This is a genomic window from Xanthomonas sp. JAI131, assembly GCF_013410075.1.
Lineage (GTDB): Bacteria > Pseudomonadota > Gammaproteobacteria > Xanthomonadales > Xanthomonadaceae > Xanthomonas_A > Xanthomonas_A bonasiae.
In genome coordinates, this window is sequence record NZ_JACCCN010000002.1 from 1186618 (window position 1) to 1206287 (window position 19670).

16 protein-coding genes are annotated in these 19670 nt (G+C 70.0%); 7 read left to right on the forward strand and 9 right to left on the reverse strand.

Annotated features, from left to right (window positions below; all coding sequences use genetic code 11):
• Positions 1-270 precede the first annotated feature (270 nt).
• Complete coding sequence (locus tag HDC36_RS11735) at positions 271-2376, reverse strand: prolyl oligopeptidase family serine peptidase (protein WP_179567433.1); 2106 nt, start codon at positions 2374-2376, stop codon at positions 271-273.
• Between the two features lie 66 nt (positions 2377-2442).
• Positions 2443-2745: a hypothetical protein gene (locus HDC36_RS11740; RefSeq protein WP_179567435.1), complete on the reverse strand. Its 303-nt coding sequence runs from the start codon at positions 2743-2745 to the stop codon at positions 2443-2445.
• Between the two features lie 174 nt (positions 2746-2919).
• Between HDC36_RS11740 and HDC36_RS11745 the strand changes: the two genes are divergently transcribed.
• Positions 2920-3459: a lipocalin family protein gene (locus HDC36_RS11745; protein WP_255432736.1), complete on the forward strand. Its 540-nt coding sequence runs from the start codon at positions 2920-2922 to the stop codon at positions 3457-3459.
• Between the two features lie 132 nt (positions 3460-3591).
• Positions 3592-3987, forward strand: a complete 396-nt coding sequence (locus HDC36_RS11750; RefSeq protein ID WP_343204344.1) for a helix-turn-helix domain-containing protein — start codon at positions 3592-3594, stop codon at positions 3985-3987.
• Between the two features lie 121 nt (positions 3988-4108).
• Here the strand turns inward: HDC36_RS11750 and HDC36_RS11755 are convergent, their stop codons facing one another.
• Positions 4109-5080, reverse strand: a complete 972-nt coding sequence (locus HDC36_RS11755) for a YafY family protein (RefSeq protein WP_179567441.1) — start codon at positions 5078-5080, stop codon at positions 4109-4111.
• A 194-nt stretch (positions 5081-5274) separates the two neighbouring features.
• Here HDC36_RS11755 and HDC36_RS11760 point away from each other — a divergent pair, with 194 nt between their 5' ends.
• Positions 5275-6063: a DUF481 domain-containing protein gene (locus tag HDC36_RS11760; RefSeq protein ID WP_179567443.1), complete on the forward strand. Its 789-nt coding sequence runs from the start codon at positions 5275-5277 to the stop codon at positions 6061-6063.
• A 228-nt stretch (positions 6064-6291) separates the two neighbouring features.
• Here the strand turns inward: HDC36_RS11760 and hemC are convergent, their stop codons facing one another.
• From hemC to HDC36_RS11785, 5 genes are all read right to left on the reverse strand, one after another.
• Positions 6292-7215: a hydroxymethylbilane synthase gene (gene hemC / locus HDC36_RS11765; RefSeq protein ID WP_179567445.1), complete on the reverse strand. Its 924-nt coding sequence runs from the start codon at positions 7213-7215 to the stop codon at positions 6292-6294.
• Positions 7216-7365: 150 nt separating this feature from the next.
• The gene (locus HDC36_RS11770; RefSeq protein ID WP_179568050.1) at positions 7366-8094 is read right to left on the reverse strand and encodes a LytTR family DNA-binding domain-containing protein; all 729 of its coding nucleotides are present in this window, start codon (positions 8092-8094) and stop codon (positions 7366-7368) included.
• 129 nt (positions 8095-8223) lie between these two features.
• Positions 8224-8889, reverse strand: coding sequence for an alpha/beta hydrolase (locus HDC36_RS11775; protein ID WP_179568052.1), 666 nt, complete (start codon positions 8887-8889; stop codon positions 8224-8226).
• A 55-nt stretch (positions 8890-8944) separates the two neighbouring features.
• The gene (mdoH, locus tag HDC36_RS11780) at positions 8945-10876 is read right to left on the reverse strand and encodes a glucans biosynthesis glucosyltransferase MdoH (protein WP_179567447.1); all 1932 of its coding nucleotides are present in this window, start codon (positions 10874-10876) and stop codon (positions 8945-8947) included.
• Positions 10877-11517: 641 nt separating this feature from the next.
• Positions 11518-12813 (reverse strand): ATP-binding protein, encoded by a 1296-nt coding sequence (locus HDC36_RS11785; protein ID WP_179567451.1) that lies wholly within the window; start codon positions 12811-12813, stop codon positions 11518-11520.
• Positions 12814-12925: 112 nt separating this feature from the next.
• Between HDC36_RS11785 and HDC36_RS11790 the strand changes: the two genes are divergently transcribed.
• Entirely contained in the window at positions 12926-13300 is a 375-nt protein-coding gene (locus HDC36_RS11790) for a response regulator (protein WP_179567453.1), read from the forward strand.
• A 53-nt stretch (positions 13301-13353) separates the two neighbouring features.
• Here HDC36_RS11790 and HDC36_RS23485 read toward each other — a convergent pair whose 3' ends face one another.
• The gene (locus tag HDC36_RS23485; protein WP_225209868.1) at positions 13354-13701 is read right to left on the reverse strand and encodes a hypothetical protein; all 348 of its coding nucleotides are present in this window, start codon (positions 13699-13701) and stop codon (positions 13354-13356) included.
• 247 nt (positions 13702-13948) lie between these two features.
• Here HDC36_RS23485 and glgA point away from each other — a divergent pair, with 247 nt between their 5' ends.
• The 3 genes from glgA (at position 13949) to treZ (ending at position 19564) form a co-directional block, all read left to right on the forward strand.
• Positions 13949-15520 (forward strand): glycogen synthase GlgA, encoded by a 1572-nt coding sequence (glgA, locus tag HDC36_RS11800; protein WP_179567455.1) that lies wholly within the window; start codon positions 13949-13951, stop codon positions 15518-15520.
• Positions 15521-15552: 32 nt separating this feature from the next.
• Positions 15553-17766, forward strand: coding sequence for a 1,4-alpha-glucan branching enzyme (locus HDC36_RS11805; RefSeq protein ID WP_343204345.1), 2214 nt, complete (start codon positions 15553-15555; stop codon positions 17764-17766).
• A gap of 61 nt (positions 17767-17827) precedes the next feature.
• Complete coding sequence (gene treZ, locus HDC36_RS11810) at positions 17828-19564, forward strand: malto-oligosyltrehalose trehalohydrolase (RefSeq protein WP_179568058.1); 1737 nt, start codon at positions 17828-17830, stop codon at positions 19562-19564.
• Positions 19565-19670: the final 106 nt, after the last annotated feature.

The window sequence follows — 19670 nt, forward strand, 5'->3', positions numbered from 1 at the left end:
GCGAAGCGAGTTTGGGCGCCGTGCCGCTTGTGCCGAGGAGCGCAGGGAACCGATGCAGCTTTATCGCATCGGCTCGCGTCGGCGACAGCGGTTTTGGTTACTTTTGCCAAGACAAAAGTGACTCGCGCCAAGGGCGCGAAAGCCTTTGCCTTTGCCCTTGCTCCTGCCTTTGCCGCTGCTCAGGCCCTGGGGTTACCCCGCCTTGCCAGCACTGCAAAACGCCCGCACAAGCGCACGGGCATCCGCAACGACCGGCCGCTACAGGCGCCTTCAATCCTTCAACCGCTCCCACAGGAACCCATACGCCAGTGCCTGCATATGCGCAGCCTGCGCATTGTTGGCCGCGCCACCGTGGCCGCCTTCGGTGTTCTCGTAATAGCTCACGTCCTTGCCGGCATCGATCATCTTCGCCGCCATCTTGCGCGCGTGGCCCGGGTGCACCCGGTCGTCGCGGGTGGAAGTCAGGAAGATCACCGGCGGATAGGTCTTCTTCGGATCGAACAGGTGGTACGGCGAGAAGGACTGGATGTACTTCCAGTCGTCGGTGTCCGGATTGCCGTACTCGGCCATCCACGAAGCGCCGGCCAGCAGATGGCTGTAGCGCTTCATGTCCAGCAGCGGCACCTGCACCACCACCGCGCCGAACAGCTGCGGGTACTGCACCAGCATGTTGCCGGCCATCAGCCCGCCGTTGCTGCCGCCCTGCACGCCCAGGTGCTTGGCCGAGGTGATCTTGCGCGCGGCCAGGTCCTGCGCCACCGCGGCCATGTCCTCGTAGGCCTTGTGCCGGTTCTGCTTCAGCGCCGCCTGGTGCCAGCGCGGGCCGTACTCGCCGCCGCCGCGGATATTGGCCAGCGCGTACACGCCGCCCTGGTCGAGCCAGGCGCGGCCGAGGCCGCCGGAGTAGAACGGGGTCATCGAGATCTCGAAGCCGCCGTAGGCGTACAGCAGGGTCGGATGGCTGCCGTCCAGCTTGAGCTGCTTCGGCCGGACCAGGAAGTACGGCACCTTGGTGCCGTCCTTGGACACGGCGAAGTGCTGCTCGATCGCGTCCTTGGACGCATCGAAGAAGCTCGGCATCGCCTTCAGCGTTTCGATGCTCTGCGGGCCGCGCTGCACGTCGGCCAGCATCAGCGTGGTCGGGGTCAGGAAATCGGTGGAGGTCAGCCACACCTGGTCGTTCTCGTCGGCATCGACCGCATCGACGCTGATGCTACCGAAGGCCAGGTCGCCGACCGGGAACGGCGCGCGCGCCCACTCGCCGTCGCCCGGGGTCAGCACCCACAGCCGGCTCTTGACGTCGTCCAGCACGTTCAGCACCAGCGTCGACTTGGTCCACGCGAACCCCTCCAGCGAGGTGCTGTCGGTCGGCGTGAACAACACCCGGAACGCACGCTTGCCGGCCATGAAGTCGTCGAACTTGGCGGCCAGCAGCGCACCGGCGGGATAGGTGGTGCCGTCCACGGTCCACGGATCGCGCAACTGCAGGGTCAGCCATTCGCGGTGCACGCGCTTGCTGGCCGAGTTGGGCACGTCGATCTTGCGCAGGCTGCCGTCGGCATTGCGCAGATACATCTCGTCGTTATAGAAGGCCAGCGTACGGCTGACGAAATCGCGCTCGTAGCCGGGCGTGTCGTCGTGCATCGCGGCGATGTACATGTCTTCCGGCTTGCCTTCGTAGACCAGGCTCGCGCTCTGCAGCGGAGTGCCGCGCTTCCACTGCTTGACCACGCGCGGATAGCCGGAGCTGGTCAGCGAACCGGCGCCGAAATCGGTGTAGAGGTAGACGGTATCGGCATCGATCCAGCCCAGGCCGCCCTTGGCCTCGGGGCGGAAGAAGCCGTCCTTCACCCATTGCTTGGAATCCAGGTCGAACTCGCGGGTGACGTCGGCATCGGCGCCGCCGCGCGACAGCGCGATCAGGCACCGGCGGTAGTCCGGGCGCAGGCACTCGGCGCCATGCCACACCCAGTTCTCGCCCTCGGCCTTGTTCAGCGCATCCAGGTCCAGCACCGTCTCCCACTTCGGCTCGGGCTTGCGGTATTCGTCCAGCGTGGTGCGCCGCCACAGGCCGCGCTCGTGTTCGCGGTCCTTCCACAGGTTGTAGTAGTACGGGCCGATCTTCTGCACCGCCGGGATCTTCGCGTCCGAGTCCAGCACCTCGCGGATGCCGGCCTCGCGCGCCTGGAAGCCCGGCTGCGCGGTCAGCCGCGCCTCGGTCTTGGCGTTCTGCGCCTTGACCCAGTCCAGCGGCTTGGCACCGGTGACGTCTTCGAGCCAGGCATAGGGATCTTGGGGCATCGCGGTTTCCTTCGCCGCGGCGGTGCCGGAGACGATCAGTCCGGCGAGCAGGCAGGCATGGGCAAGAGAGGGCATGGGTCACGTCCAGGAGAACAGCCCGGAACCGTAGCATGCAGGGCCGCGGCCCTCCCCTGCCGAAGGTCAGGCTGCGCGGCTGACCCGCCAGGCCGGCGCACGCCGGCGCCGTGCCTGCACCCGCGGCCGCATCCGCGCCAGGACCCGCCGCAACGGCCGCAGCGGCAGCGGGAAGCGGTGCAGCGCCCACCAGGCGCTCAGCGGCATGCCCAGCAGCCACAGCGGCCGCCAGCCCAGCCATTCGCTGTAGCCGCGCGCCGCCGGCCACACCAGCACCAGGGCCAGGCCGGCGAGCAGCGCCTGCCGCACCAGGCGGCGCAGCGCGGGGTGCGGCGCGGGGGCGGGACGGGAGGAACGGGCGATCGGCATGGCGGCGACTCCGGAGCAGGGCTGAGGCGTGCAGCCTGCCGCGCGGCCATCTCAACGGCTGCGACCCACTATTGACATCACTTTCGCCCGATACTGGGTAGCGTGTCTCTTCAAGCCCCGGATCCTTGCCCTATGCGCCTGCTTTCCCTGTTCGCCTCCGTGCTGCTGCTCGGCATGGCCGTTCCCCTGCCGGCAGCGCGGGCGAAATCCCCGGAGCAAGAGCCCTCGCAGCCGCCGATCGACCTGCAGCGCTTCATGGGCCGCTGGTACGTGATCGCGCACGTGCCCTATTTCGCCGAGCGCGGGCATGTCGCCAGCAGCGACGAGTACACGCTCAAGGAAGACGGCAAGATCGCCGTGCGCTACCAGTACCGCGAAGGCTTCGACGAGCCGGTCAAGGAAGTCACCTCGCGCGCCACGGTCAAGGAAGGCACCGGCGACCGCCGCTGGACCACCTGGTTCTTCGCGGTGGTGCCGACCAAATACCGCATTCTCGAAGTGGCGCCGGACTATTCCTGGGCGCTGATCGACTATCCCGGCCGCGATCTGGCCTGGGTGTTCTCGCGCACGCCGGACATGGACCACAAGCAGTATCGCGAGCTGGTCGGCAAGCTGGACCACGATTACGGGGTCAAGGTGGACAAGCTCAAGCGTGTGGCGCAGCGCCGCGACCAGGTCGGCAAGCTCGGTTTCGAAGTGCCGAGCAAGCCCTGAGGCGTGTCGCCGATCACCGAATAGGTTGCACCGCCATCGCCTGCCGCTCAGCGAGGCGCCAGCCGGTGCACGTATGATCGGGCCGGTCCGTCCCCCAGACAGGTGCACCGATTGGCCAGCGTTCCTTCCGACATCCCCGGCACTGCGCCGCGCGTCCCCACCACGGATCCCACCCGCGGCCAGGTGTTCGCGCAGCACTGCCCCTCGCGCGCCGTCCTCAGCCATGTGACCAGCCGCTGGGGCGTGCTGGTGCTGGTGGCGCTGCGCAAGGGCACGCATCGTTTCGGCGACCTGCGCCGCAAGCTCGAAGGGGTCAGCGAGAAGATGCTGTCGCAGACCCTGCAGGCGCTGGAAGCCGATGGCCTGGTGCAACGCACCGCCTATCCGGTGGTTCCGCCGCATGTGGAATACGCGCTGACCCCGCTGGGCGAAGACGCGGCGACGCATGTGCAGGCGCTGGTGGACTGGATCGAGAGCAACATCGGCGCCATCCTGAGCGGCGGCGGTGCATCGCCGGATGCACTGTAGGAGCGGCTCTGGGTGGCCTCGGGCCATCAGCCGCGACAGGCGGTATCAGCTATCGATAATGCCTGTCGCGGCTGAAGCCGCTCCTACAAAAAAAACGACAGCAGCGTGGAGTGCGAATGGCTCAGTCGTCGCTGTAGTTGCTCAGCGCCAGCGACAGCAGCGACTTGGCCTGTTCGCGCAGCGAGCGCGGCTCGACGATTTCCGCGTCCGACCCGTAGTGCAGCACGTCCATCAGCAACTCGCGCGAGACGCTGTACGGCACCTTCAGTTCGTAGCGGCCGTCGGCCAGGAAGCGCCCCTGCTGCTTGGAATGCCAGTGCTCGTCGGCGACCCAGCGCGCGGCCTTGGGACTGAACACGATCGTCGCCCAGCCCTTGGGCGCGCCGGAGAAGATCCCGTAGCTGGCCGCCAGCTGCGAGTCCAGTTCCTCGTCGGCCACGTCCTGCGCCACCTGGTCGAGCAGCCGCGCATGGTTGATGCGGTCCACCGCGAAGCTGCGCACCGCATCGCGGCCGTGGTCCCAGGCGTCCAGGTACCAGTTGTCGCGGTAGTGGGTGATGCGCTGCGGCGACACCGTGCGCTTGGTCGATTCGTCGGTGGAGCGGGCGCGGTAGTCGAACGACAGCCGCTTGCGCTCCAGCACCGCCGAGGCGACGGTGCGGAAACTGGCCTCGTCGAGCTTGCGCCCGCGGTGCGGGATCACCCGCACCCGCTCCACCGGCCAATGGGTGGCCCCGGCCTGCGCCGCCAGCAGGCTCTCGATGCGCTGCTGCAGCGGCGCCAGCACCGAGGACAGCACCCCGCCGCCGGTCCGCGCCAGCAACTGCTGCGAGGCCAGCAGGGCGTGCAGTTCCTCGGAACTGAGCCATAGCCCGGGCAGTTCGAAGCGGTCGCTCTCGCCGGATTCGTAGCGGAACCCGGCCTCGCCGTCGCCCTCGACCGGGGCCATCAGCGCATCGCGCAGGAACGCCAGGTCGCGATAGACGGTGGCGCGGGAGCAGCTCAGTTCGTCCTGCAGGCGCGCCACCGTCACCGGATAGCGGGCGGACTTGAGCAGCCGGTGCAGTGCGTTGATGCGTTCGTAGCGGTCCATGGCCCCGATTATGTCTGAAGTCCGTGGCGGAAGAACGCGCTGCGGCCGGTCGCGCGCGCCAACCGCGGCGAGGCGGCCGAACCGGCGATGAAGCCGGGGTCCGTCGGCGGCCGGGGCGTCATGTAGATCCGGTATGATGAAATCGTTTCCATTCCGTTAGCCGAAGGCTGCGTCCTCAACCGGAGAGTAAAGCCATGCCCCGCTGCGCCACCGTAGTATCCGCCATCACCTTGTTGCTGCTGTGCACCTCCCCGGCCCTGGCCGCCGATGTGCCCGCCCCGCCGGCGGAACCGGGCAGTTCACCGTGGAGCGGCTCCGGCGAACTGGGACTCTCCTCCTCGCGCGGCAACAGCTCCAACGAAAGTTTCAACGGCCGGCTCAAGGGCCAGTACCTGGATGGCGACTGGATCCACAGCATCGACCTGTTCGCCTTGCGCGCCAGCGCCGAATACACCAACACCAACGACGACGGCAGCACCGAGCGCGTGCGCCAGACCACGTCCAACCGCTACACAGGCAGCGCCGGCAGCGCGCTGCAGTTGGGCGAGCACCGCCAGCTGACCGCCTCGCTGCGCTACGAGCGCGACGATTTCGCCACCTACGACCGCCTGGCCACGATCGGCATCGGCTACGGCACGCGGATCATGGACGGCGATCACAGGAGCCTCGATGTGCAGATCGGCCCCGGCGTGCGCCGCGCCCACGACGTGGAAGAGGACCGCACCGAAACCGGGCTGATCGGCCGCGGCCTGGTCGACTTCAAGTACGGCCTGACCGACAACACCGAGCTGGCCAATACCCTGCTGGTCGAATCGGGTTCCTACAACACCTTCGCGCAGAACGACCTGGGCATCTCGGTCAGCATGAACTCGCGGCTGGCGCTGAAGGCCGGCTGGCAGGCGCGCCACAACAGCGATGTCAGCGACGACAAGAAGAAGACCGATACGCTGGCTACGATGAACGTGGTCTACAAGTTCAAGTGAGGCCGGGATTGGGGATTCGGGATTGGGGAGTCGCAACGGCAGGTGCGGCGGCGATCGGGCCGGCGCATGGTCGGCCAGCCCTCGGGGTCGATCCCGGCCTGTCAGCTGACGGCGCTTTCCTGTAGGAGCGGCTTCAGCCGCGACAGGATGTTCCTGGTGAGGCCCGGTCGCGGCTGAAGCCGCCCCTACGGGTTGGCCGCCTGCAGACAGGGCGCCTGGCTCGGTCTCTCAAGCCGGCAGCGCGGCGTCCAGCAGCTCGCGCGCGCCGGCGCCCAGCAGCGCCGCGGCGACGGCCTGGCCCAGTGCCTCGGGCTCGTGTGCCGGACGCTGCGCCTCGGCACGCACCAGCCGCCCGTCGGCGACGCCGCCGACCATGCCCTGCAACAGCAGGTCTTCGCCCTGCCAGTGCGCGAACGCGGCCACCGGCACGTGGCAACTGCCGTGCAGCGCGCGGTTCATCGCCCGCTCGGCCTCCACGCAGCTGCGGGTGGCGGCATCGTCGAGCGCGGCGAACAGGCCCAGCGCGGCCGCGTCGTCGCCGCGGCATTCCACCGCGATGGCGCCCTGCGCCGGCGCCGGCAGCCAGTCCGGCGCCTGCAGGCGCTGGGTGATGCGTGCCTCCAGGCCCAGCCGCTGCAGGCCGGCGCAGGCCAGCACGATGCCGTCGTAGCCGCCGTTGTCGAGCTTGGCCAGGCGCGTGTTGACGTTGCCGCGCAGGTCCAGCAACTGCAGGTCCGGGCGCCGCGCGCGCAGCTGCGCCTGCCGGCGCAACGACGAGGTGCCCACCCGCGCGCCCAGCGGCAGCGCCTCCAGCGACGCATAGAGATTGGAGATCAGCGCGTCGGCCGGATCGGCGCGGGTCAGGATCGCCGGCAGCGCGAACGGCGGGTCCAGTTCCATCGGCACGTCCTTCAGCGAATGCACCGCGCAGTCGGCCTCGCCGCGCAGCATCGCCAGCTCCAGCTCCTTCAGGAACAGGCCCTTGCCGCCGATCGCCGCCAGCGAGCGGTCCAGCACTTCGTCGCCACGGGTGCTCATCGGCACCAGCACCACGTCCAGCTGCGGGTGCGCCTGGCGCAGGCGTTCGGCGACATGTTCGCTCTGCCACAGGGCGAGCGGACTCTTGCGGGTAGCGATGCGCAGGATCTTCATCCGCCCATTATCGCGGAAAGCGCCGCCACGGGCCGCAGGCGCGAAGGCCCACGGCCGCTGCCGATCGCCGCCCGTCCAAAGACGCCCGCCCGGTCACCCCAAATCCCAACGCCGCACGGCTGCTCATCCCGAATCCCCAATCCCGGCCCCTCAAAGATGCCGGATCTCCTGCCGCAGCTGCGCCACGCAGCGCCGGCTCACCTCCAGCGGCTGCTTGGCATGGCGCAGCACCGCATGCATCTGGCCCTCGCCGAGGCGCCGCAGCTCGACCAGTTCGTGGCGCGCGACCAGGCAGTTGCGGTGGATACGCACGAAGCGCTCGGCGAACTCCTCTTCCAGCGACTTCAGCGACTCCTCGATCAGGTCCTCGCCGCGCGCGTGATGCACCACCACGTACTTTTCCTCGGCCTGCAGGTAGTGGATGTCGTCGACCGGGATCAGCCGCAGGCTGCCGCGCAGGCGCGCGCACAGATGGCTGCGGCGCTGCGCCGACGACACCGCCGCGGCGCTGCCGCGGCCGGCCATGAAGGTGCGCGCGCGCTCCAGCGCCGCCGCCAGCCGCTCGGCGCGCACCGGTTTCATCAGGTAGTCGATCGCCGCGGCCTCGAACGCGGACAGCGCGTGCGCATCGTAGGCGGTGCAGAACACCACCGCCGGGCGCGGCTCGAAGCTGGCCAGGTGGCGCGCGGTCTCCAACCCGTCGACGCCGGGCATGGCGATGTCCAGCAGCACCAGATCCGGACGCAGCTCGGCGCAGGCGCGCAGCGTTTCCAGGCCATTGCCGGCCTCGGCCACCACCTCGACGCCGGCATGCTCGGCCAACAGCGCGCGCAAGCGCTCGCGTGCCAGGGGTTCGTCGTCGGCGATCACCACCTTCACGTACGTCACCTCAGTGGGCTGGAGCGCGGTCTCGCCGCATAGTAGCCCCGCTGCCGGCGGGCCGTCATCCGCGCCGCAGCGACTGTGGCCTCGGCTCCGGCGCACGCGGCACGGCGCCGCGGCCGCGCCTCAGCCGGCGGCGAAGCGCGCGCTCATCCAGTCCTGCAGATCGGCGATCTCTTCGGCGCAGACCTGGTGCGCCATCGGATAGCGCTGCCACTGCACCGGCATGCCCAGCGCCTGCAGCGCCTGCGCGGTCTGCTCGGCATACGGCTGCGGGATCACCGGGTCGCCCTGGCCGTGGGCCATGAACAGCGGCTGCGACAGCGCCGCCGGCGCATGCCAGCGGGCCACGTCGGCCACCTCCGGCAGGTAGGTGGACAGCGCGATCAACCCGGCCAGCGGCCGTTCGCGGCGCAACCCCGTCGCCAGCGTGATCGCCCCGCCCTGCGAGAAACCGGCCAGCAGCAGGCGCTCGGCGGGCACGCCGCGCGCGTGTTCGCGCGCGATCAGTTCCTCGACCTGGGCGACCGATGCGGCGACGCCGGCGCTGTCGGCGCGATTGGAGAAGTCCGGACTGACGATGTCGTACCAGGCGCGCATGCGCACGCCGTTGTTGATCGTCACCGCGCGCACCGGCGCGTGCGGAAACACGAAGCGCAACGCCGGCCAGCCCGGCCGCAGCAGCTCCGGCACCAGCGGCGCGAAGTCGTGGCCGTCGGCGCCGAGTCCGTGCAGCCACAGGACGGTCCACGCCGGCGAAGCGGCGGTTTCGTGTTCCACTGTTTCCAGCATGCGTGCGGTCCCCATCGAGATGGGGCGCATTATGCCTGCCGCGTCCGCCGCCGGGTCAGCCGGCGGCGCGGCGCGCGGCGGCGGCGCGGCGCAATTCGCCCGCGCGCAGCAGCACCGCCGGCGGTTTCTGCTCCTCGGGAATGGCCAGGATGCGCAGCTGGCGCAGCCACAACCCGGCCGCGCGCGAGGAACTCACCGCCACCACCGGAATCGCCAGCGCCATGCCGATCACCACCGGCGCCATCCACGCCGCCAGCGACGGCGACACCACATAGGCCATCCCGCCCATCAGCAGCCCGAACGCGCTGAGCCCGCCGTAGCTGCGCGCCAACGCCAGCCACGACAGGCGGCCGTCGTCGCGCTGCTGCGCGTCCCAGCCCGAATCCTTGCCGGCCAGCACTTCGGCCACGCCACGCGACTGCACGTACATCACCACCGGCGCCATCAGCGCCGCCAGCACGGTTTCCAGCAGCATGCTCAGCAGCGCGCGCAGCGCACCGCCGCAGCCGCGCCGCTCCTCGGGTTTCAGCAGCATCGCGAAGTAGCCCAGCACCTTCGGCGCCAGCAGCACGAACATGGTCACCGCGAACACCCAGAACACCCGGGTCGAGTCCTGCTGGTGCCAGTAGCGCGCCGGCGAGAACGGCGACACCACCGTGGCGACCAGGTCGATGCCATTGCTCTGCAGCGGGATCGCGATGCCGATCAGCATCAGCAGGCCCCACATCGGCGCGGTGAAGTAATGGCCGATGCCGATCATCATGTGCATGCGGCTGATCCAGTGCAGGCCGCGCGCGAAGACCACCTTGGAGTGCTGCAGGTTGCCCTGGCACCAGCGGCGGTCGCGCACCAGCAGGTCGGTCAGCGTCGGCGGGCCCTCCTCGTAGCTGCCCTGCAGGTACGGCACCATGTGCGTGGCCCAGCCGCCGCGGCGCATCAGCGCGGCCTCGACGAAATCGTGGCTGAGCACGTGGCCGCCGAACGGCTTGCGCCCGGGCAACGCCGGCAGGCCGGCCTGTTCGGCGAAGGCCTGGGTGCGCATCACCGCGTTGTGGCCCCAGTAGTTGCTCTCCGAACCGTGCCACCAGGCCACGCCGTAGGCGATCACCGGGCCGTAGACGCGGCCGCCGAACTGCTGCATGCGCGCGAACAGGCTGTTGCCGTTGACCACTTCCGGCAGGGTCTGGATCAGGCCCACGTCGGGATTGTTTTCCATGCCCGCGACCAGGCGCACGATGGTCTCGCCGGTCATCAGGCTGTCCGCGTCCAGGATCAGCATCTGCGGATAGGCGCCGCCGAAACGGCGCACCCAGTCGGCGATGTTGCCGGCCTTGCGCTCGGCGTTGTCGGCACGGCGCCGGTAGTAGATGCGGCCCTGGCCGCCGGTGCGTTCGACCAGTTCGGCGTAGACCTGCTCTTCCTCGGCACCGACCGCGGCGCGCGTGGTATCGCTGAGGATGAAGAAATCGAAGTGCTCGATCTGGCCGGTGGCCTCGACCGATTCGTAGATCGCCTGCAGTCCGGCCATCAACCGGTGCGGATCCTCGTTGTAGGTGGGCATCAGCAGGGCGGTGCGGCTGCGCACCAGCGGCAGCGGCGCGTCCGGATCGATGCCGAGCTTGCGCCCGCCGCCGAACACCAGGGTCACGAATCCGGCCAGCGCACTGACGAACGAAAACGCGATCCACGCGAACAGGGGAATGAACAGCGCCATCAGGCAGGCTTCGAGCACGCTGACCCCGCCGATCAGCAGCACCTTGCCGATCAGCACGCTGGCGTAGGCGGTCATCAGCGCGGTACTGCCGAACACGTACAGCCGCCGCCAGAACATGCCGGGCGGGGTGGTGGGCAGGCGCGTGTTGCGCAGTTTGCCCTGGCGCAGCGATTGCACCGGCATCGGCAACGGCGCCTCGGGCGGCAGCACCGCATGGCCGGCATCGAGCACAACGGAATCGGGCAGGGTCGGTGTGGGGGCGACCATGCTCATGCGTTCCGCCAGCCTCGTCGGACAGCGCAGCGACGCGACCTGGGACTTCCGCACGGGCGCGCCACCGCGCGCGCTGGCGCCGCGATCGGCACCGTTCTGCTGTCATTGCCACTCGTACCCACGTTCTCTCCTGTCGGGCGGGCAAAATACGGCCGCCACTGTAAACCCTAAATAGTAAGCTTTCGCGAAGATGGCCGAGCGCGCGCCACGCCGCCGCCAGCAGGTCCGTTCAGCCATTCGCCAGCGCCAAGCGGCGTTTCGCTGCATGCGCAGAAGCGTGCGGCGGGCAGGCCATGCGGTTCGAAACGCGGCGGATCGGAGCCGCGATTCGCCTAGGACAGCGGAGAGATGCGCGCTCCAGCAAGCGCCTTGTGCAAAGGTCGCGTTACCTCACCGTCGCAGCCGCCAGGCCTGCCGTGCCGGCGCGCGACCGCGCTGAAGGACCGCGCGACGCCCGACGCAATCGTCGCGCGGCAACGCCGGTGCCCGGTTCGACTCGGTGCTGCCGCAGGCGGCCGAATGCACCGGGCGCCGCTGCTGGCGCGGTTTGCACGCGTCGCGCCAGCAGCGCGGTGCGCCGGCTATACCGTGCGCAAGCGGTCAGGCGGAGCGAACTGCTGCCGACACGCCAAGCCTCTGGCTCAGGCCGGCGAGGGCAATGCCGCGCTGTCGCCGCCCTCGCCCGGCGGCGCTTCGGCAACATAGGGGAACGCCAGCGTGATGGTGGTGCCGCGCCCCAGTTCGGAGTCCACGTCGACGAAGCCGCCGGCCTGGCGCACCAGGCCGTAGACCTGGGCCAGGCCCAGGCCGGTGCCCTTGCCCTCGGGCTTGGTGGTGAAATAGGCCTCGAACAGCCGCGACTTGGTGTCCTCGGACATGCCCTCGCCCTGGTCGCTGACCGACAGGGTCACGTAGCGGCCCGGCTGGCGCATCGCCGCAGCCTGACCCGGCGGCACCTGCAGGTTGCCGCAGCGGATCGATACCACGTCGCCGGATTGGCAGGCGTCGCGTGCGTTCAACGCCAGGTTCAGCACCGCCTGCTCGACCGAGCTGCGGTCGGCATAGGTGGTGGCGCCGCCGGCCAGGCTGGTCAGTTGCAACTTCATCTCGCCGCCCAACGCCTGCGCCAGCAGCGGCTGCATGTGCGCGACCACCTCGCACAGATCCAGCCACTGCGGCTTGACCGGGTGCGCACGGGCGAAGCCGAGCAGGCGCCGGGTCATCCGCGCGCCGTGTTGCAGCGCCTCGCCGGCGATGCCGAGCAGCTTGCGCTGGTCCGGCTGCAGGCGCTGCGGATGCTCGGCGACCATGCTCACCGAGGTCATCGCGGTCTGCAGCATGTTGTTGAAGTCGTGGACGATGCCGGCGAGCATCTGCCCGATCGCCTCGCCTTTCTGCGCCTGGGTCATGGCCCGCTCGGCGACGCGCTGCGCGGCCAGGGCGATGTCCAGCTGCCCGCGCAGCTCGATGTGCTCGGCCTGCAACTGCTGCCCCAGCGTCTCGCTGACGCGCTGCACCGGCACGCCGGCGCCGGTCTGCGGCAGGTCGCCCAGGGTGCGCAGGGCCTCCTCGATCTGGCGGTGCTGGGTGACGTCGCGGCTGATCACCAGCACGCTTTCCACCTCGGCGTCGACGTTGGTCAGCGGGCTGGCCTGCACGTGCCACCAGCGTGGCCGGCCGTCGAAGGTTTCGCGCTGCGCCCAGAATTCGTATTGCTCGTTGCGCAAGGCGGCGGCGAACGCCGCTTCGGCGAGCGGCCGCATCTCCTCCGGCCACAGATCCTGCCACGCGCGGCCGACGACGTGCTTGGGCTCGGCCGCGCCGAGCAGGCGCAGACCGCGCGTGTTGATCGATCGCACGACACCGTCGCGGCCGATCTCCTTGATGCAATCGTGCGAGAGTTCGACGATCTGTCGATAGCGGGCGTGAGTGGACAAGCGGGGTCTCGCGGTGAGTGGGTCCAGCATATCGGCATCACCGCAGCGTCACCAGCGCTTCACCGCCGAATCGTGAAGCTGCCAGTATTGAAAACGCGGCGGTATCAGCATTATGCGTGGCACTTGCGCCCTCACCACCATTCTTTTGGTTGAGGATGACCAGACGATTCGCGAACTGGCTCGGATGATGCTCGATGCCGACGGCTATCGGGTCCTGTCCGCCGGCACCGCCCACGAGGCGCTCGCCATGCTCGAACAGGATCCCGATGTGGACCTGATCTTCAGCGACGTGCAGATGCCCGGCGGCGATGGCATGACCATGGTGCGCGAACTGCGCCGGCGTGCGGTCACGATCCCGGCCCTGCTCACCTCCGGCATGAAACATCCCGACACCGCGGCGCTGCCGACGCATACCGGCTTTCTGCCCAAACCCTACAGCCATGCCGGCTTGCTGGCGGCGCTGCAGCGCCTGCAGCCGGCGCACTGACGCAGGGCCGATGCAGGGCCTGCGCCCGAGGCCCGCGGACAGCACGCTGCGGCTCAGCCGAACACCAATTTCCCATACTGCGCCGAACGGATCGCCGCCAGACGTTCGGCGACGAAGTGCTCCCCGGCGCGAACATCGCCGAAATACACGCCATCGAACGCATGCCGGCTCAATACCGCACCCTTCGCGTCCGAGATGCGGATCTGCGGCAGCAGCACGCCGTCCGGCGCCGCGGCGAGGACGGCATCCAATACGAAGCCGTCCAGCTCGCGTCGCATCCTTGGGTCCGATGGGTTCATGCCGGCATTGCAGCACAGGCCCGATGAAGACAGCGCAACCTGCGCATTCAGGCCGAGCGGCGTGGCGGATGGCGGCACCGGAAAGGAAACTAAACGATTCATCGGCTGTGCGGGTCTAACCCACTGTATTGCGGCGAAATCACTATGCGGTAACCGGGCGGGCGCAGCGTAGACAAGCCACCCGTTTCACGCCCCTTTTATCGCTGCGTTCGTACATTACTGAAGAGGCGCTGACCCGCCGGTATCTGCTGTCCTTCATTTTTCTGGTTTCACGTCGCGCGCCCGCTGCGGACACGCGACGGCAGTCGTTTTCCGTGTGCCCGTCCCCCCCTCCCCGACGGAATCGCCAATGTCGCCTCCCCCGCCCGCCGATCTGCCCGATAGACAACGCGACACCCACCCGGTGCTGCGCGCGCCCCGGCGCCGCCACCGCGATGCGCGCGGACGCTTCATCCGCACCGCCGAGGTCACCGTCAAGCTGCAACCGGCGCCGCGCCGCGCCAGCCTGTTCGTGACCTCGGAAATGGCCGACTTCATCAAGGCCGGCGGCCTGGGCGACGTCGCCGCGGCGCTGCCGCGCGCGCTGCGCGGCAGCTGCGACATCCGGGTGCTGATCCCCGGCTACCCGGCGGTGCTGCGCAAGACCGGTCCGCTGGAGATCGTCGGCCACGTCGCCGCCCACGCCGGGCTGCCGGCCTGCGCGCTGGGCCGCGCGGACCGCCCGGACGGCCTGTGCGTGTACGTGCTGCTGTGCCCGCAGCTGTTCGAGCGCCAGGGTTCGCCCTACGTGTCCAGCGAAGGCCGCGACTGGGAAGACAATGCGCTGCGCTTCGCCACGCTGTCGCACGCCGCCGCGCAGATCGCCGGCGGCCGCGCCGGGCTGGACTGGAATCCGGACCTGCTGCATCTCAACGACTGGCCGTGCGCGCTGGCCGCCGCCTATGTGCGCTGGTCCGGCAGCAACACGCCGTGCCTGCTGACCATCCACAACCTGGCCTACCAGGGCCTGTTCCCGTACGCGATGGCCGGCACGCTGGGCATCCCCGACAACGGCCTGCAGGACCTGGAGTTCTACGGGCAGATGTCGTTCCTGCGCGCCGGCATCGTCCACGCCGACCACGTCAACACGGTCAGCGTCAGCTACGCCGCGCAGATCACCGGACCGGCGCAGGGCTGCGGCCTGGACACGCTGCTGGCCCGGCATGCCGCCAGCGGCCGCCTCAGCGGCATCGTCAACGGCATCGACGCCAGCTGGGACCCGCGCACCGACGATCATCTGCACACCCATTTCGGCATCGACCAGGTCCAGGGCAAGCGCGAGAACGCCGCCCAGGTACGCCGCGCGTTCGGCCTGATCGACAGCGACGGCCCGCTGTTCGCGGTGGTGTCGCGGCTGGTGCACCAGAAAGGCCTGGACATGATCTGCGAGGTGGCGCCGCAGATCGTCGCCGCCGGCGGCCAGATCGTGGTGATCGGCGGCGGCGAGCCGCAGATCGAGCAGGCGGTGGCGGCGCTGGCGCGGCGCTTCCCCGGCCATGTCGGCGCCCATATCGGCTTCGAGGAGCGCTTGGCGCGGCGCATGTTCGCCGGTTCGGACTTCCTGCTGATGCCGTCGCGCTTCGAACCCTGCGGGCTGAGCCAGATGTACGCGCAGCGCTTCGGCAGCCTGCCGATCGCGCACGCCACCGGCGGCCTGATCGATACCGTGGACGATGGCGTGACCGGCTTCCTGTTCGAGGAGCCGTCCGCCGACGGCCTGCGCCGCTGCCTGCAGCGGGTGTTCCGCACCTTCCGCCTGCCGGGCCTGCTGCAGGCGATGCGCCGCGCGGCGATGCTGCGGCCCAGCGGCTGGGACCTGGCCGGACGCAAGTACATGGCCCTGTACGACCGCACCGCCCCGTTGTCGCCGGCGGTGGCATGAGCGAACGGGAACAGGCGCCGGACGCGATCCCGGTGTGGGACGCGCCGCTGGAAGCGGCGAACGACGAACGCGAACGCCTCGCCCTGCAGGCGCTGGCGCGCGGCGAAGCGGTGGACGCGTTCGCCTGGCTGGGCCCGCACGCCGACGAGAACGGCACGATCCGGGTGCGCGCGCTGGTCCCGGGCGCCGATGCGCTGGGCCTGCTCGACGGCAACGGCAAACTGGTGGCGCGGATGCGCGCGCACCCGGAGGCCGAAGGCGTGTTCGAAGGCGAACTGAAGACCACGGCGGCCTATCGGCTGCGCATCGTGTGGCCGGACGCCGTGCAGGAAATCGACGACCCCTACGCGTTCGGCCCGGTGCTGGACGAGGCCTGGCTGCAGGGCATGGCCGAGGGCGACGGCGCCGCGCTGCGCACCGCGCTGGGCGCGCACCACACCCGTATCGGCACGGTCGACGGGGTGCGCTTCGCGGTGTGGGCGCCGCATGCGCGGCGGGTCGCGCTGGTCGGCGATTTCAACGGCTGGGACGGCCGCCGCCATCCGCTGCGCCTGCATCGCCAGGCCGGCGTGTGGGAACTGTTCGTGCCCGGGCTGCGCGGCGGCGAGCACTACCAATACGAGATCCTCGACGCCGACGGCACGCCGCTGCCGCGCAAGGCCGACCCGGTCGCCCGCCACAGCACGCGCGCGCCGGACACCGCGTCGGTGGTGCCCAGCGCTGCCGATTTCGCCTGGCACGACTCGGCCTGGCTGGCGCAGCGCGAAACCCGCGCCGGCGCGGCGCAGCCGATGAGCATCTACGAGCTGCACGCCGGCTCCTGGCGCCACGACGCGCACGGCCAGCCGCTGCAGTGGGACGCGCTGGCCGCGCAGCTGATCCCGTACGTGCAGGAACTGGGCTTCACCCATATCGAACTGCTGCCGATCACCGAATATCCGTTCGGCGGCTCCTGGGGCTACCAGCCGCTGGGCCTGTATGCGCCGACCGCGCGGCATGGCGACGCGGACGGTTTCGCGCGCTTCGTCGATGCCTGCCACCAGGCCGGGATCGGGGTGCTCCTGGACTGGGTCGGCGCGCACTTTCCCGACGACGCGCACGGCCTGCAGCGCTTCGACGGTACCGCGCTGTACGAACACGCCGATCCGCGCGAAGGCGTGCACCGCGAGTGGAACACGCTGATCTACAACTACGGCCGCGCCGAAGTGGTCGCCTACCTGATCGGCAGCGCGCTGGAATGGATCGAGCGCTTCCACGTCGACGGCCTGCGCGTGGATGCGGTGGCGGCGATGCTGTACCGCGACTACGGCCGCAACGAGGGCGAATGGGTGCCCAACGCCCAGGGCGGGCGCGAGAACCTGGAGGCGATCGCGTTCCTGCGCCGGCTCAACGCCGAGATCGCGCAACGCTTCCCCGGGGTGCGGGTGATCGCCGAGGAATCCACCGCCTGGCCGGGCGTGACCGCGCCGCCGGAGCAGGGCGGGCTGGGTTTCAGCCACAAGTGGAACATGGGCTGGATGCACGACACGCTCAGCTACATGCGGCGCGATCCCATCCACCGCCAGCACCACCACAGCGAGATGAGCTTCGGCCTGGTGTACGCGTTCTCCGAGCACTTCGTGCTGCCGCTGTCGCACGACGAAGTGGTGCACGGCAAAGGTTCGTTGCTGGCGAAGATGCCCGGCGACACCTGGCAGCGCTTCGCCAACCTGCGCGCCTATCTGGCCTTCATGTGGGCGCACCCGGGACGCAAGCTGCTGTTCATGGGCGGCGAGTTCGGGCAGTGGCAGGAATGGGACCACGACCGCGCGCTCGACTGGGCGCAGGCGCAGCGCCCGGAGCATCGCGGCGTGGCGCGGCTGGTCGGCGACCTCAACCGCCAGCTGCGCGCGCTGCCGGCGCTGTACCGCAGCGACCGTGCGGCGGAAGGCTTCGAATGGAGCGTGGCCGACGACCACCGCAACAGCGTGTTCGCCTTCGTGCGCCACGACCGCGCCGGCGGCGCGCCGCCGCTGCTGGCGGTGAGCAACTTCACCCCGAACGTGCACCACGACTACCGCCTGGGCGTGCCGCGCGGCGGGCTGTGGCGCGAAATCCTCAACACCGACAGCGGCCACTACGGCGGCTCCAACCAGGGCAACGGCGGCGCCTTGCGCAGCATCGCGCAGCCGATGCACGGGCACGCGCAATCGCTGGCGCTGACCTTGCCGCCGCTGTCCACCCTCTGGTTGCAAGCGGAGCATTGACTTGAACATCGCAACGAGCGCAACGCCGACCGGCGACGCGGCAACCGCTTCGCCCGCGGCACTGCGCCAGGGCGCCTGGCCCACCGCCGACGGCGCAGTCGCCTTCGTGCTGTGGGCACCGGACGCGAGCAGCGTCGACATCGTGTTCGACGACGGCAGCCGGCAGCCGCTGGCCGCGGCCGCGGACGGCTATTTCGCCGCGACCATCGCCTGCGCCGCCGGCACCCGCTACCGCTACGCGGTCGACGGCGGCGAACCGGTGCCGGACCCGGCCTCGCGCTGGCAGCCCGACGGCGTGCACGGCGCCAGCGCGGTGCTGGCCAGCGACGGCTATCGCTGGCAGCACGACGCCTGGCGCGGCCGGCCATGGGCGGAAACGGTGTTCTACGAACTGCACGTGGGCGCCTGCGGCGGCTACGCCGGGTTGCGCGCGCAGTTGCGGACGCTGGCGGCGCTGGGCGTCACCGCGATCGAACTGATGCCGCTGGCCGCGTTCCCCGGCCGCCACAACTGGGGCTACGACGGCGTGCTGCCGTACGCGCCGGCCGCGGCCTACGGCCATCCGGACGAACTCAAGGCGCTGATCGACGAGGCCCACGGGCTGGGCCTGAGCGTGTTCCTGGACGTGGTCTACAACCACTTCGGCCCGGACGGCAACTACATCGGCCAGTACGCCTCGGCGTTCTTCCGCGAAGACGCGCCGACCCCGTGGGGCGCGGCGATCGACTTCCGGCTCGCGCCGGTGCAGCGCTACTTCATCGACAACGCGCTGATGTGGCTGCACGAGTACCGCTTCGACGGCCTGCGCCTGGACGCGGTGCACGCGATCGTGCCGAACGCGTTCCTGGACACGCTGCGCGAGGCGATCATGGCCAGCGTGCCGGCCGGGCGCCACGTGCACCTGGTGCTGGAGAACGAGGCCAACCAGGCCGGCGTGCTGGAGCGCGGCTACAGCGCGCAATGGGACGACGATTTCCACAACAGCCTGCACGTGCTGCTGACCGGCGAGAACGAGGGCTACTACGCCGGCTTCGCCGACGCGCCGGCGCAACACCTGGCGCGGGTGCTGGGCGAAGGCTTCGCCTACCAGGGCCAGGCCGACCACCGCGGGCATGCGCGCGGCGAACCGAGCGCACAGCTGCCGCCGCACAAGTTCGTGATCTTCGCGCAGAACCACGACCAGATCGGCAACCGCGCGCGCGGCGACCGGCTGATCACCCAGGTGTCCGAGCCGGCGCTGCGCGCGGCGCTGGCGCTGACCGCGCTGACCCCGATGATCCCGCTGTTCTTCATGGGCGAGCCGTGGGGCAGCCGCACCCCGTTCCTGTTCTTCACCGACTTCGCGCCGCCGCTGGACGAGGCGGTGCGCGAAGGTCGGCGCCGCGAGTTCGCGCATTTCGCCGCGTTCGCCGATCCTGAGCAGCGCGCGACCATTCCCGACCCGAACGCGCCGAGCACGTTCGCAGCGTCCATCGCCGACATCAGCGATGCCACCCACGGCGACGGCGCGCGCTGGCGCGACTGGTTCGTGGCGCTGATGGCGCTGCGCCGCCAGCATCTGGTACCGGCGTTGCCCCAGGCACGCGCCGTGGGCGCCCGCATGCTGGGGCCGAAGGCGGTGACCGCGGGCTGGAACCTGGGCGGCGGCGAGTGGCACGTGGCCGCCAACTTCGGCGATACGCCGGTGGCACTGGATCTGCCTGGCGCGACGGTCCATGCCGAAAATGCCGGCGACGACCCGGCGCAGCTGCCGCCGAACGCCTTCGTCGCCCGCTACCGGGCCGGTTCCGCCACGTGAGCGCGGGCTGTCGCGACGCCATCGCGACAGCGCTTCCGGCACGCTGCCCCTCCCGTGCGTCGTCCGCGACCGTGCGCCTGCCTGACAGGTGCGCGGCGCGCGCGGC

What these genes read in the sequence shown, in the direction of transcription:
- HDC36_RS11735 (WP_179567433.1), bottom strand. Translation starts at nt 2,376, where the DNA reads ATGCCCTCTCTTGCCCATGCCTGCCTGCTCGCCGGACTGATCGTCTCC.
- HDC36_RS11740 (WP_179567435.1), bottom strand. Translation starts at nt 2,745, where the DNA reads ATGCCGATCGCCCGTTCCTCCCGTCCCGCCCCCGCGCCGCACCCCGCG.
- HDC36_RS11745 (WP_255432736.1), top strand. Translation starts at nt 2,920, where the DNA reads ATGGCCGTTCCCCTGCCGGCAGCGCGGGCGAAATCCCCGGAGCAAGAG.
- HDC36_RS11755 (WP_179567441.1), bottom strand. Translation starts at nt 5,080, where the DNA reads ATGGACCGCTACGAACGCATCAACGCACTGCACCGGCTGCTCAAGTCC.
- HDC36_RS11760 (WP_179567443.1), top strand. Translation starts at nt 5,275, where the DNA reads ATGCCCCGCTGCGCCACCGTAGTATCCGCCATCACCTTGTTGCTGCTG.
- hemC (WP_179567445.1), bottom strand. Translation starts at nt 7,215, where the DNA reads ATGAAGATCCTGCGCATCGCTACCCGCAAGAGTCCGCTCGCCCTGTGG.
- HDC36_RS11775 (WP_179568052.1), bottom strand. Translation starts at nt 8,889, where the DNA reads ATGCTGGAAACAGTGGAACACGAAACCGCCGCTTCGCCGGCGTGGACC.
- mdoH (WP_179567447.1), bottom strand. Translation starts at nt 10,876, where the DNA reads ATGAGCATGGTCGCCCCCACACCGACCCTGCCCGATTCCGTTGTGCTC.
- HDC36_RS11790 (WP_179567453.1), top strand. Translation starts at nt 12,926, where the DNA reads ATGCGTGGCACTTGCGCCCTCACCACCATTCTTTTGGTTGAGGATGAC.
- HDC36_RS23485 (WP_225209868.1), bottom strand. Translation starts at nt 13,701, where the DNA reads ATGAATCGTTTAGTTTCCTTTCCGGTGCCGCCATCCGCCACGCCGCTC.
- glgA (WP_179567455.1), top strand. Translation starts at nt 13,949, where the DNA reads ATGTCGCCTCCCCCGCCCGCCGATCTGCCCGATAGACAACGCGACACC.